This window comes from Myxococcus faecalis, assembly GCF_050039385.1.
In the GTDB taxonomy this organism is placed as follows: domain Bacteria; phylum Myxococcota; class Myxococcia; order Myxococcales; family Myxococcaceae; genus Myxococcus; species Myxococcus fulvus.
The window spans coordinates 10,077,189-10,091,543 of record NZ_CP144336.1 but is presented as its reverse complement, the minus strand read 5'-3'; the positions used below and the strand labels follow the sequence as shown (position 1 = coordinate 10,091,543).

4 protein-coding genes are annotated in these 14,355 nt (G+C 69.1%); 3 read left to right on the top strand and 1 reads right to left on the bottom strand.

The window, feature by feature from the left end:
* Positions 1-129: 129 nt before the first annotated feature.
* On the bottom strand, positions 130-2,133 hold the full coding sequence (locus tag VZQ01_RS40235; protein ID WP_426746290.1) for a RiPP maturation radical SAM C-methyltransferase: 2,004 nt from the start codon (positions 2,131-2,133) through the stop codon (positions 130-132).
* 151 nt (positions 2,134-2,284) lie between these two features.
* On the opposite strand from VZQ01_RS40235, the gene VZQ01_RS40230 reads away from it, so the two are divergent.
* The 3 genes from VZQ01_RS40230 to VZQ01_RS40220 are packed head-to-tail and all read left to right on the top strand — an operon-like array spanning position 2,285 to position 14,320.
* The gene (locus VZQ01_RS40230; protein ID WP_141332462.1) at positions 2,285-3,160 is read left to right on the top strand and encodes a TauD/TfdA dioxygenase family protein; all 876 of its coding nucleotides are present in this window, start codon (positions 2,285-2,287) and stop codon (positions 3,158-3,160) included.
* 41 nt (positions 3,161-3,201) lie between these two features.
* On the top strand, positions 3,202-8,976 hold the full coding sequence (locus VZQ01_RS40225) for a type I polyketide synthase (RefSeq protein ID WP_426746289.1): 5,775 nt from the start codon (positions 3,202-3,204) through the stop codon (positions 8,974-8,976).
* Positions 8,963-14,320 carry a non-ribosomal peptide synthetase gene (locus tag VZQ01_RS40220; protein WP_426746288.1) on the top strand — a complete coding sequence of 1,786 codons (5,358 nt, stop codon included), beginning with the start codon at positions 8,963-8,965 and terminating at the stop codon, positions 14,318-14,320. The genes VZQ01_RS40225 and VZQ01_RS40220 overlap by 14 nt, the downstream gene beginning before the upstream one ends.
* The last annotated feature ends 35 nt before the right edge of the window (positions 14,321-14,355 follow it).

Sequence of the window (14,355 nt, the reverse complement as noted above, 5' to 3'; positions counted from 1 at the left end):
ACCACGGGGAGGCCTCCGGCTGAACGGATGCCCCCCGCACCATGGACGCGGGGGGCCAGACTCCCACCATACGCGATATCGCCCCCGATGGTTACACACCCCCAGCAGGGTCCACGCCGGGGCGTCCGCTCAAGCGCTCTCGGCGAGGGCGACGGGCTGCTCCTGTCGAGGCGCGGCCGTCCCCTTCTTGCGGCGCAGCTGCGCGGCCTCGTGGGCGCGGCGGATGCGGCGGGTCGCCATCTCCGCGGTGTACGCGGGCGCGAGCGACAGGAAGCGACTGCCCTCCAGCCGACTCCCCTCCTGGTACACGATGCGCTGCTCGACGAAGCGTCCGAGCAGCGCCGCGACCTCGTCCTGGGTCGCGCGCCCGGTCTCGATGAACTCCTCGCGGAGGTCCTCCCAGCGTTGGATCTCCATGCAGGCCATGTAGACGTCCCGCTCCAGTCCCCGCAGCACGATGTTGTTCAGCATCCCGCTGCGCGTGTCGTAGAGCCGCATCGAGTCGCCGCTGTCCAGGTACGTCAGCAGGTGCCGGTACTGCGTCTCCTTCGCCGCCGCGTAGGCCCGCCCCCACTTCCGGCACGCGTCGTAGACGCTGCTCCAGTCCGTGGGCGTGCTCGGGCTGTCATACGAGAGGTCGAGCAGCGAGATGCGCTGATAGACCTCCTCCGGCAACCCCACCTTGTAGAAGTCCGCGTTGCGGATGTTCGACAGGCCGTACTCCTGGCTCAGCGTGTCGATGGTCGCGCCCCGCCCCAGCCAGAAGCGGTTCGGGTTCAGCGGGGTGTAGAGCAGCGCGTAGTCCAGGATGATCTGCGTCGTCTCCTCCACCTCCTCCTGCCGCGCGCCCGGGAAGTCCGTCAACAGGTTCGCGCTGTTGAGGATGCCCAGCTCGTGGCAGACCTTCATCGCCTGCAGGTTGGCGATGACCGACGTCCCCTTGCCAATCCGCTTCAGGTACGAATTGGACAGCCCCTCGATGCCGAACTGCACGTAGCGCACGCCCGCCTCCCAGAGCCGCAAGAGCTCGTAGGGCCGGACGCTGGCGCGCATCTCATAGAAGATGACGAAGTCCTTCCCGGTGTCGATGACCCGGTCCGCGAACTCCTCGATGCCCTTGGCGCGGATGATGTTGTCCAGGAAGAAGAGCACGTTCGTCTGGTAGCGCCCGTTCAGCGCCAGGATGTCCGTCACCACGCGCTCGGCGCTCTTCTCGCGGTAGCCATTCCACTGCACGTTCAGGTTGCAGAAGAAGCACGTGGCCTTCGGGTTCCCCGTGCGCTTGGCCCGGTCCCACCAACACCCGCGCGAGCCCTCGATGGTGAGGAACCACAGGAGGTTCCCCTCCTCCGCCTTGCGCGCATACTCGTCGTAATCCGGCAGCGGGAGCGCATTGATGTTGGGCACCTCCCAGAGCTGCGCGCCGCCCGCGAGCTCCCCCGCCGTGGCCCGCGAGATGACGCCCTTGATGCCCCGCATCTCCGTCTGCCCCTCGCGCAGCTGACGCACCAGCGCGAGCAGCGGCTGCTCCCCTTCTCCCTGGATGATGTAGTCCAGGAAGTCGAACTCCCTCAGCAGCGATGGCCCCACCTGGTTGGAGATGGTCGACCCGCCCAGCAACGTCTTCGTGGCGGGCGAGCGCTGCTTGATGCGCTGACAGAGCGAGAGGTTCGCGAAGAGCTGACCGAAGCAGGTCGTGAGGCCCACCACGTCGAAGCGCCCCGCCAGCGCGTCCGCCAGCCGGTCCAGGTGCGCCTCCAGCCGGGCGGTGAGCGTGTCGAAGACTTCTTCCCACGTCGACGCCTCCCCGAAGTGGGCCGGGGACACGATGGCGCCGGGCCCCGTCAATGCCTCTCCGGTCGCCTCCATCCGCTTGACGAAGAAGTCACGCACCCGTTGCTTCTGCTGCGGGAAGAGGCACGGCGTGTACAACATCTCTCCGACCTCATACGAGTTCTGGGAGATGAGGTCATAGAACGCCAGGCCAATCTCGTTCGCCACCTCGAGATAGGCGGAGCGGCACTCCACCTCCACCGTCGGCTCCTGCTGACGCAGGTACGCGGACAGCGCCCCCATCGCCGAGGAGGGATGCCGATGGAGCGACCAGGGGAGTGCAACGAGACCGATTCGCATGAGGGGCCTCTGCATTGACTTCGTATTGACTTCCATCCCATTCAATCAAATCATCAAGCCTAGCGCATATTCCGGCATATACCCGGATAACCTGACCAAGACTGTCTATCCATAAAATTACAGCCATCACCCGCATCGAGGGGAGGCGTCCATGACGCTCAGAATCGAACCGTTTGGAAGCGGCAGTGGCCGGCTCGTCCACCGGGAGGGTCCGGACGACATCCTCCAACTGCCCGCGGAGGAGCTCATCGCGCTCTTCAAGTCCGCGGGCCTGGTCATCTTCCGGGGCTTCACCACCAGCCCGCAGGTGATGCATGACTTCGCGGGTCGCTTCAGCACGCGCTTCAACCGGGACCGCCTGCGCCCCGTCGTCGCCGGGAGCGACGGCTATGTGCAGATGGTGACCGAGGGCATGGGCTACGTGGAGCCCCACGCCGAGCAGGCCAACTCCCCCTTCCGTCCGGACGCGCTCTGGTTCTGCTGCAGCGTCCCCGCGGCGGAGGGCGGCGAGACGCTCGCCTGGGACGGGGTCCGCCTCTGGGAGAAGCTCCGCCCGGAGCTCAAGCAGCTCTTCCGGAACAAGAAGCTGCGATTCTTCCAGCGATACTCCAACGACAAATGGCAGCGCTTCATGGGGAATGGCGCCACCCTGGCCGACGTTCAGACCACCTTGGATGGAATTGAGGGTGTCTCCTATTACGTCAGCCCAGACGATTCCATCTACCTCGAATATGTCTGTCCCGCGGTGGTGAAGACCCGTTACGGAGGGCAGGACGCGTTCGCGAACAGCCTGTTGTCGGAGCGCAAGAATACACTGGGGGACCTGATGTCTTTCGATGACGGCTCGGCCATCTCGGACGACATCGTCTCCGAGGTCCAGGAGGCGATGAAGGAGCTGGAGGACGCCATCGCCTGGCATCCGGGGGACCTGGCGTTCATCGACAACTCCCGCTACCTGCATGGCCGCAATGCCTACACGGACACGCGGCGGAAGATCTTCTCCAGCCTCAGCTTCCTCAACTTCTAGGCACGTCCACCCCTGGCGTTCTTCCCAAGGAGTCGCAGCCCGTGGAGTCACTCGAGCCCACCAGCGACACCGGGGCCGCGGTCGCCATCATCGGAATGGCGGGGCGGTTCCCAGGTTGCGCGGACATCGCTTCGTTCTGGCGCGCACTGAAGGCGGGCACGGAGACGCTCACGTTCTTCTCCGACGAGGAGCTGCGCGCCCGCGGTGTCCCGCCCGCATCGCTGGCCTCGCCGCACTATGTGCGGGCGAAGGGGGTGCTCGCCGGCGCGGAGCTGTTCGACGCGGCGTTCTTCGGCTTCAGTCCCCGTGAGGCCGAGCTGACGGACCCGCAGCAGCGGGTGTTCCTGGAGGTCGCGTGGTCGGCGCTGGAGCACGCGGGCTACACCTCGGACACCCACGCAGGCACCGTGGGCGTGTACGCGGGCGCGGGCTGGCCCAGCTACCTGCTGTTCAACCTCGCGACGCATCCCCACCTGCTCGGCCCGGAGACGGGGCACCAGGTCCTGCTGGGCAACGACAAGGACAACCTGGCGACGCGGGTCTCCTTCAAGCTGAACCTCAAGGGGCCCAGCCTCACGCTGCAGACTGGCTGCTCGACGTCGCTGGTGGCCACGGCGGTGGCGCACCAGGCGCTGCTCACGTACCAGTGTGACCTGGCGCTGGCGGGCGGCGTCTCCATCACCGTTCCGCAGACGGGGTATCTGCACCAGCCCGGCAGCATCTTCTCGCCGGACGGACACTGTCGCGCGTTCGACGCGCGGGCCCAGGGCACCGTCATCGGGAACGGCGCGGCGGTCGTCATCCTCAAGCGGCTGGAGGACGCGCTCGCGGATGGGGACAGCATCTACGCGGTCATCAAGTCCGCGGTCATCAACAACGATGGCGCGACGAAGGCGGGCTACACGGCGCCGAGCATCGACGGGCAGGCGGCCGCCATCATGGAGGCCCACGCCTCCGCGGGGGTCGACGCCCGGAGCATCACCTACGTGGAGGCCCACGGCACGGGCACCACCGTCGGAGACCCCATCGAGGTCGCGGCTTTGACGCAGGCGTTCCGCGCCAGCACGGAGGCCACGTCGTTCTGCGCGCTCGGCTCGGTGAAGACCAACGTCGGGCACCTGGACGCGGCGGCGGGTGTCACGGGGCTCATCAAGACCACCCTCGCCCTCCAGCATGGGCAGCTGCCGCCGAGCCTGCACTTCGAGACGCCCAACCCGCGCATCGACTTCGCCAGCACGCCCTTCTTCGTCAACACCGCGCTCACCGAGTGGAAGCCCCAGGGGTTCCCCCGGCGCGCCGGCGTCAGCTCCTTCGGCCTGGGCGGTACGAATGCCCACGCCATCCTGGAGGAGCCGCCGGTACCCGCGCGCACGAAGCCCGTCGCGGGGCCACACCTGCTCGTGCTCTCCGCGAAGACGCGCGAGGCGCTGGAGCAGGCGACGACGAACCTGGCCCATCACCTGGATACGCACCCGGAGCTGGAGCTCGCGGACGTGGCCTACACGCTCCAGGTCGGGCGCAAGCCCTTCGCGCATCGCCGCGTGTTGGTGTGCCACGGCCTCGCTGACGCGGCCTCCGCGCTGGGCACGCGCGACGCACAGCGCGTGCGCACCCGGCATACGGAGTCTCCGGCCCGGGGCATCGCGTTCCTCTTCAGCGGACAAGGCAGCCAGCACGTCGGCATGGCACGCGAGCTCCACCGGACGGAGCCGACGTTCCGGGAGCACGCGGACCGGTGCTTCGACCTGCTCCGGAGTCGCCACGGTGTGGATCTCCAGGCCCTGCTCTACCCGCCGGACTCGCAGCGCGAGCTCGCGGCCGAGAAGCTGAAGCGCACGGAGAACGCCCAGCCCGCGCTCTTCGTCATCGAGTACGCCCTCGCGCGGATGTGGATGGCCTGGGGCCTGCGGATGGACGCGGCCATCGGCCACAGCCTGGGGGAGTACGTCGCCGCGACGCTGGCGGGCGTGTTCTCGCTGGAGGACGCGCTGGCGCTGGTTGTCGCTCGGGGCCGACTGATGCAGGCGCTCCCGCCCGGCGCGATGCTCGCCGTCCCGCTGTCGGAGCAGGAGCTGACACCGCTGCTGGGAGGCACACGCCTCGGCCTGGCCGCCGTCAACGCGCCCTCGTCCTGCGTCGTCTCGGGGACGACGGAGGATATCGCGGCGCTGCGACAGCAGCTCGATTCACGCGGGCTCGGCGGCAGTCTCCTGGAGACCTCGCACGCGTTCCACTCGGAGATGATGGAGCCGGTGCTGGCGCCCTTCGCGGCGCAGCTCCGACGCCTGCGCCTCGACGCGCCCCGGACGCCCATTGTCTCGAACCTCACCGGCACGTGGCTGACGGCCGCCCAGGCGACGGACCCCGACTACTGGGTCCAGCACCTGCGGCGCACGGTGCGCTTCTCCGCGGGTGTCGGTGTGTTGTTCGAGGACCGGCAGCGAGCGCTCCTCGAGGTCGGCCCGGGCAGGACGTTGACCCAGCTCGTCAGGAAGCATCCCGGACGCGCGCCCGCGCAGGCGGTGTTCTCGTCCCTGCCGCATCCGCGAGAGCAGACGTCGGACCTCTCGTTCGTGCTCGACACGCTCGGGCAGCTCTGGATGGAGGGCCTCTCGGTGGACTGGCCCAGGGCGCAGCGGGACGCACGTCCCCGCCGTGTCCCCCTGCCGACGTACCCCTTCGAGCGTCAGCGCTATTGGATCGACCCGGCTCGCGCGGAGGCCACCGAATCGCCCACGCTCTGGCAGCCCGTGCAGGAGGCGGCGCGTGCCCAGGCGGAGAAAGAGCTCGCGGGCTTCGATGCCTCCTCGCATCAGCTCGACAAGCACAGCCTGGACGCGGCCTGCACCGCGTACATGAACGTGACGCTGCGCGCCCTCGGGGCCTTCCCTGATTCGAGCGCGGCGTACACGCGCGAGGAGCTCCTCGGACAGTGCCGGGTCATCGGCCGGTACGAGCAGCTCTTGTCCCGGTGGCTGCGACTGCTCGTGGAGGCAGGGCAGCTCGAACAGGACACGACGGGGCGCTATCGGTCGTTGCGCCCGTGTTCCCTTGAAACGGTGCAGTCACGGGTGCGGGACGCGGAGGAGCGTTGGGCGAGGACGCCGCAGGTGGTGGACCTCATCCGCCGGTGTGGCGACGCACTGAGGGACGTCCTGCGCGGGGAGCAGTCACCGACGGAGCTGTTCGCGTCCATCCTGGAGGGCTCGGCCGAGAAGGCGCAGACGGAGTTCGGGCTGAAGACGTACTACCGAGGCATCCTGCGCGCCGGTGTGGAGCGACTGGTGCGGCAGCTCGGGCCCGCCACGAAGCTCCGGGTGTTGGAGATTGGCGGCGGCACGGGCATCGCGACCACGGAGCTGCTCCCCATCCTGCCGCGCGAGCGCACCGAGTACACGTTCACCGACGTGGCGCCGCTGTTCCTGTCCCAGGCGAAGCGCAAGTTCAGCGCCTGGCCGTTCATGAAGTACGTCCCGCTGGACATCGAGCGCGCGCCCGAGGCGCAGGGGCTTCCCCTCGAGTCGTTCGACGTCATCGTCGCCGTCAACGTGCTCCACGCGACGCGCAACCTGCGCACCACGCTCGCGCACGTGCGCTCGCTCCTCGCGCCCGGGGGCTTGCTGCTCCTGGGCGAGCTGACCGAGCCCACGCCGGACTTCGCCATCACCTACAGCCTGATGATGAATCCGGTCGAGGACCCGGAGCGAGACCAGGGCAACCCCTTCTTCACGCCCGCGCAGTGGAGCGCGGTCCTCGGGGCCAGTGGGTTCAGCAGGACCGCGGCCGCGCCTGACGTGGATGTCCTGGGACAACACGCACTGCTCGCTCAGGCCTCTTCGTCACCGCTCTCGGGACAGTCGGTGGCGCCGGCCTTCACGGAGTCGACGCGGCTCGCGGGCGAGACAGAGCCTCGCGCGGCCGCGGGACTCACGAAGAAGGCCGACGTGGGCGACTGGTTCTACGTGCCCTCATGGAAGCGGGTGCCCCGTCATGAGCCGTCGGTTCTGGGTGATGCCGGGCACTGGCTGCTCTTCGTCGACGCGCTGGGCGTGGGCGATGCGCTGGCGGAGCGACTGGGCAACGCCAGCATCACGGTGCGGGCCGGTACCGGCTTCCACCAGGACGGGCCGAATCGATTCACCATCGACCCGAAGGCGCCCGCCGACTACGACGCGCTCCTCGGCGCGCTCCAGGGACAGGGAATCACCCCGAGCAGGATGGTGCACCTGTGGAGTGTCACCGCCTCCGAGACCGCCACGGTGGGCCTCGCGGCGGTCGAGCAGGCGCGAGTGCTCGGACTCGACAGCCTGCTCCTGCTGGCGAAGACCCTGGGCAGCCGAGGCGTCACGGACGCGCTCCGGCTCTGGGTCGTGTCCAACGACCTGCATGAGGTCCACGGCGACGAGGTGGCCCCGGAGAAGGCCCTGCTGCTCGCGCCGTGCAAGGTCATCCCGCTGGAGTATCCGAACATCCAGTGCACCAGCGTGGACCTCGCGGTGCCGACCCGAGCGGGGCTCGAGGACCCGGTGACGCAGCTCCTGGAGGAGCTCCAGGCCACGTCATCGGAGGCCATCGTCGCGTATCGAGGCCCCCATCGTTGGGTGCGGACGCTCGAGCCGGTCCGATTGGAGGCCCCACCCGAGCCTCCGCTGGTGCTGCGAAAGCACGGCGTCTACCTGCTCACTGGCGGCCTGGGGAAGGTGGGCCTCACGCTGGCCGAGTACCTGGCGCGCGCCGTCCAGGCGAAGCTCGTGCTGACACAGCGCTCCCCCTTCCCGGACCCGAGGGAGTGGGACGCGTGGCTGTCCGCGCATCCCAAGGAGGACCCGACCCACCGTCACATCCTCGCGCTGCGCGAGCTGGAGAAGCTGGGCTCCGAGGTCCTGGTCCTCCGCGCGGACGTCGCCGACGCCGAGCAGATGCGGACGGCGCGCTCACGCGCCAACGAGCGCTTCGGTCCCATCCAGGGCGTCATCCACTCGGCCGGCGTGCTCGGTGACGGCGCCATCCAGCAGAAGTCACCCGGGGAGCTGTCGCGCGTGCTCGCGCCGAAGGTGCTGGGAACGCTGGTCCTGCACGACCTCTTCGCGGACGCGCCGCTCGACTTCTTCCTCCTCTTCTCCTCGCTCTCGGCCATCGAGCCGGGGTTCGGCCAGGTCGCGTACTCGGCGGCGAACAACTTCCTCGACGCGTTCGTCCACGGCCGGAGTGCGCGCGCCCATCGCCGCGTGGCGTGCATCAGCTGGGACGTGTGGCGGGGCGAGGGCATGGCCTACGACGCGCGCGCGCCGCGGGTACTCCAGAAGCTGAAGGAGGAGGACTTCGACCAGCGCGGCATCCTGCACCACGAGGGAGTCGAGGTCTTCCGCCGCGTCCTGGGGTCCAGGCTCCCGCACGTGCTCATCTCCACGTCCGACTACCTCCAGGTGATGAAGACGCGCGGGCGCGACCTCTCCGAGCTCTACCTGGAGGCCCTGGGCGGGACCTCCCTGCACGCGCGACCGAAGCTGGGCAACACCTACGAGCGACCACGAGGAGAGACCGAGGAGTCGCTCGCCCCCCTGTGGCAGGAGCTGCTCGGCATCGACGGCATCGGCGCGACGGACGACTTCTTCGAGCTGGGCGGGGACTCGCTCATCGGCACGCAGCTCATCTCCCGGGTGAACAGGAGCTTCGGCGTCAAGCTGTCCACGAAGAGCATCTACACGCACCCCACCCTCCGAGGCATGTCGACGGCCATCGACGAGGCGCTCATCGGCACGGTGAGCGCGGACAAGCTCGCTGAGATCCTGAGGAAGCTCGATGGCGACAAGTGAGCCCGGGTCGGGCCGCGAGCACCCGACCTTCGTCGACCTGCTGGAGCATCGGGCGGAGCACCAGCCCGAACGGCTCGCGTTCTCCTTCCTGGGGGACGACACGGCCCAGGGCGCGTCGCTGACCTACGAGCTCCTCGCCAGGAAGGCGAAGGCCATCGCGGCCACGCTCCGGGACTCGAGTCACGTCGGAGACCGCGCGCTCCTGCTCTACCCCTCCGGCCTGGACTTCATCGCCGCGTTCTTCGGCTGCCTGTACGCGGGCGTCGTGCCCGTGCCCGCCTATCCGCCCCGGCGCAACCAGAAGGTCCAACGCCTCCGGTCCATCCTTTTGGATTCGGAGCCCACCGCCATCCTCACGCTGTCCCCGCTCGCCGACGGCATCCGCGCGCACTTCGCGGAGCAGCCCGAGTTCGCGCGAATGAGGCTGCTGTCGACCGACGAGGTCGAGGACTCGCGCGCGACCGCCTGGCGCACTCCCGCCCTGGAGGGAGGCACGCTCGCCTTCCTCCAGTACACGTCGGGGTCCACGTCGACGCCCAAGGGCGTGATGGTCAGCCACGCGAACCTCCTCCACAACTCCGGGCAGATCCGCCGGGCCTTCGGGCTCGGGCCCCAGGACGTGTCGGTGACGTGGCTGCCGAGCTTCCACGACATGGGCCTCATCGACGGGATCCTCCAGCCGATCTACGCGGGGTTCCCCGCGCACCTCATGTCCCCCGCGTCGTTCCTGCAGCAGCCCATCCGCTGGCTGAAGGCCATCTCGGACCTGCGCGCGACGCACTGCGGAGGGCCGAACTTCGCCTACGAGCACTGCGTGCGAAGGACGACACCCGAGCAGCGAGCGGGGCTGGACCTGAGCTGCTGGACCATGGCCTACAACGGCGCGGAGCCCATCCGCCGCGCCACCCTGGACGCGTTCGCCGCGACCTTCGCGCCACAGGGCTTCAGCCCTCGGAGCTTCTATCCCTGCTACGGCCTGGCCGAAGTCACGTTGATGGTCACCGGAGGGCTCGTCGAGGCGCCGCCTGTCTACTGTGACGTGGACACCGAGCGACTGGAGCGACACGAGGTCGCGCCCGCGTCCGGGGGAGACAAGGCGACGGCGCTGGTCGGCTCGGGGCGGGTCCATCCCGGCACGACGGTGGTCATCGTCGACCCCGAGTCCCGGACCCGCCGCGGCGCGGACGAGATTGGCGAGGTCTGGGTCTCGGGTGGAAGCGTCGCCATGGGCTACTGGCGGAACGCGGCGAAGACGGAAGAGAGCTTCCACGCCCACCTCGCCGACACGGGAGAAGGGCCGTTCCTGCGAACCGGAGACCTGGGGTTCTTCCGAGGCGAGGAGCTCTTCGTCACGGGCCGCCTCAAGGACCTGCTCATCATCCGGGGGCGCAACCACTATCCCCAGGACCTGGAGCTGACCGTCGCCCGGAGTCATCCCGCGCTGCGGCCCGATGGAGGCGCGGCGTTCTCCGTCGTCGTGGACGGCACCGAGCGGTTGGTCATCGCGCAGGAGGTCGAGCGCGTCGCGCTGCGCAAGGCGAACGTCGAAGAGGTCATCGCGGCCATCCGCCACGCCATCGCCGAGCACCACGAGTTGCAGGCGCACGCCGTCATCCTGCTCAAGCCCGGGCAGCTCCCGAAGACCTCGAGCGGCAAGATCCAACGAAGCGCATGTCGCGCGCGCTTCCTCGAAGGGACCTTCGAGTCCATCGGCGACAGCGTCCTCGCCTCGGACGCTATCGAGACGCCGAGGACCGTCCTCGCACGGGAGGAGCTGCTCACGCTCCCCTGGCTGACCGCGTGGCTCCAGCAGGTCGTCGCGCAGGTCCTGCGCCTGCCCGTCTCGCAGGTCGATTCCACCCGAACACTCCTTCAGCTCGGAACGGACTCCCTCGCCGCGACGGAGCTCCAACACCGGTTCGAGACGGAGCTCGGCGTGAGCGTCTCGCTGGTCCTGTTCCTCCAGGACAGCACGCTGGAGCAGCTCGCCGCGCACCTCCTGGAGGTCCTGGGCAACACATCGACACCCGTCACCGAGCCATCCACCACGCTCGAGTCGTCCGTTCAGCCCACCCATCCGCTCTCGCGAGGACAACAGGCGCTGTGGTTCCTCCATCAACTGGCCCCGGAGAGCGCGGCCTACAACGTGTCGTTCGCGGTGCGCATCGTCTCCGACCTGGATGTGGAGAAGCTGAAGGAGGCACTCGGACTCCTGACCCAGAGACACTCCGCGCTCCGCACGTCATTCGAGACGATGTCGGGCCAGCCCATGGCGCGCGTGCACGAAGCACCCCCGCTGGACTTCGCGAACCTCGACGCCAGGGGCTGGAGCCAGGACACGCTCGACAAGGCGGTGCTGGAGCACACCCACCGTCCCTTCGACACACGAGTCGCGCCGCTCCTGCGAACCCGGTTGTTCCACAGGGCCGCTGGAGACCACTTCCTGGTGCTGACCGCGCATCACCTGGTGACCGACTTCTGGTCGCTCGTGGTGCTGCTGGACGAACTGGCTGTCGTGTACTCCGACCTCAGGGCCCGGCGCCCGGTCTCCCTCCCACCCGTCCTCGCGCAGCCCTCGCATCACGCGAAGTGGCAGGCGGAGCAGCTGTCGGGCCCCGCCGGCGAAGTCCTCTGGCGATACTGGCGGGAGCAGCTGGCCGGAGCCCGACAGGTCCTCGCGCTTCCGACGGACAGGCCCCGGCCGCCGGTGCAGAGCTTCCGGGGCGCGGTGCACCTCTCCCGCTGGGAAGGCGACCTCGTCGCGGGCGTGAGGGCGCTCGCGGCCTCGCACGGCGCGACGCCGTACATGGTGCTGCTCGCGGCCTACCAACTCCTGCTCCACCGCTACTCGGGGCAGGACGACCTGCTCGTGGGGACCTCGGTGACGGGGCGGACCCGCTCCGAGCTGGCGGGCACCGTGGGCTATCTCGTGAACCAGCTCGCGCTCCGTGCACGGCTCACGGGCAACCCCACCTTCGAGGACGTCCTGCGGCAGGTCCGACAGACGGTCCTGGGGGCCCTGGCCCATCAGGAGTACCCGCTGGCCCTGCTCGTGGAGCGCCTGCAGCCCGAGCGAGACACGAGCCGCTCGCCGCTCTTCCAGACGATGTTCGTGCTGGAGAAGCCGCACCGCCAGCAAGCCATCGCGGCCCTGGTGACAGGCACTCCGGGGGCCTCCGCCATCCTGGGGGACCTCACCATTGCATCGGTGGCGCTGGAGCAGCACACGGCGCAGTTCGACCTGACGCTCAAGCTGACCGACGGCAGCGAGACGATGACGGCGGCCTGGGAGTACAGCAGCGACCTGTTCGACGCGGCGACGGTGCGGCGCATGGACGACCACCTGCGGGCCCTGCTCGTGGCCATCATCGAGGACCCGCGTCAGCGTGTGGAGGACCTCTCGCTGCTGAGCACCGTCGAGCGACGGCGCATCCTCGTGGAGTGGAACGACACCCGCATCCCCATCTCCGAGGAGCCGTGTTTCCACGAGCGCTTCGAGGCCCAGGCCGCGCGGACCCCGGACGCCATCGCGCTCGTTCAGGGTGACGTGGAGGTCACCTACCGCCAGCTCAACGAGAGCGCCAACCAGGTCGCCCGGCACCTGGTGCGGCTCGGCGTGGGACCGGAGAAGCTCGTCGGCCTCTGTCTCCCGCGCTCCATCGACCTGGTGGTCGGGCTGCTCGGTGTGCTCAAGGCCGGCGGCGCCTACGTCCCGTTGGATCCGTCGTACCCCCCGCAGCGACTGGCGTACATGTTGGAGGACGCGCAGGTCACGGTGTTGCTCACGCACCACGCGCTCCTGTCGCGACTGCCGGAGACCCGCGCGAAGGTCGTCCGCCTGGACTCGGATTGGGATGAGCTGGCGAGGAACGGACGCGAGAACCTGGGGCGCCAGGCCACGCCTGCGAATCTGGCGTACATCATCTACACCTCGGGTTCGACCGGGCGCCCCAAGGGCGCGCTCATCGAGCACCGCGGGCTGACGAACTATCTCGCCTGGTGCACCCGAGCCTACGAGGTCGCGAACGGCGACGGTGCGCCCGTCATCACCTCCATCGGCTTCGACGCCACCATCACCGGGCTCTTCGCGCCGCTCTGGGTGGGCCGCAAGGTCATCCTCGTGCGGGAGCAGGAGGAGCTCGCCGCGCTCGTGGAGCTGCTCCGGGAGCAGCGCGACTTCAGCCTCGTCAAGCTGACGCCCGCGCATCTCGACGTGCTGCGAAGCTCCCTCCCGGCGAAGTGCGCCGAAGGGGCAACACGCACCTTCGTCATCGGCGGCGAGGCCCTCTCACGCGAGAGCCTGGGCTTCTGGCGGACACACGCCCCCTCGACGAGGCTCATCAACGAGTACGGCCCGACGGAGACCGTGGTCGGCTGCTGCGTCCATGAAGTCACCGACCTCGACTTCGCCGCGGGCACCGTGCCCATCGGCCGGCCCATCGCGAACACGCGGCTCTACGTGCTGGACGGCCACCTGCGCCCCGTCCCCATCGGAGTGCCCGGCGAACTCCACATCGCCGGATCCGGAGTGGCGCGCGGCTACCTGCGCCGCCCCGAGCTGACCGCGGAGCGCTTCCTGCCGGACCCCTTCCATCCCGAGCCCGGCGAGCGGATGTACAAGACGGGCGACCTCGCGCGCTATCTACCGGACGGCACGCTGGAGTTCCTGGGGCGCATCGACGACCAGGTGAAGCTGCGCGGCTTCCGCATCGAGCTCGGAGAGATTGAAGCAGCCCTGCGCCAGCACCCCGAGGTCCTCGACGCCGCCGTCGCAGTGCGTGCCGAGGCCCAGGGTGACAAGCGGCTGGTCGCGTATCTCGTCTGGAAGACGTCCACCGCGCGGCCCGGAGTCGTGGAGCTGCGACGCTTCCTCGCCGACTCACTGCCGCCTTACATGGTGCCCTCGGCTTTCGTGACGCTCGCGGCGCTGCCGCTGACGTCGCATGGGAAGGTCGATCGACGCGCCCTGCCCGCTCCGGACACCTCGCGCCCGGAGCTGGCCGCTGCCTACGTCCTCCCCGGCACGGAGCTGGAGCAGACGCTCGCGGCGCTCTGGAGGTCCCTGCTCCGGGTCGACCGCGTGGGCGTGGACGACAACTTCTTCGAGCTGGGAGGCCACTCCCTCCTCGCGACCCAGATGCACCACCAGCTCCAGGAGACGCTGAAGCGCGAGCTCCCGCTCGTGCAGCTCTTCCAGCACCCGACCATCCGCTCCCTCGCGGCCTACCTGAGCCGAGGCGACGAGAGCGCCACCGACAACACCGACCTGCAGCGCATCCAGGACCGCATCCGGAAGCAGAAGCGAGCGCTCGACCTGAACCGCCGGAAGAAGGACCGGTCGTAGCTCGCCCCTCACACCCTCACGAAGCGAACCTTCCC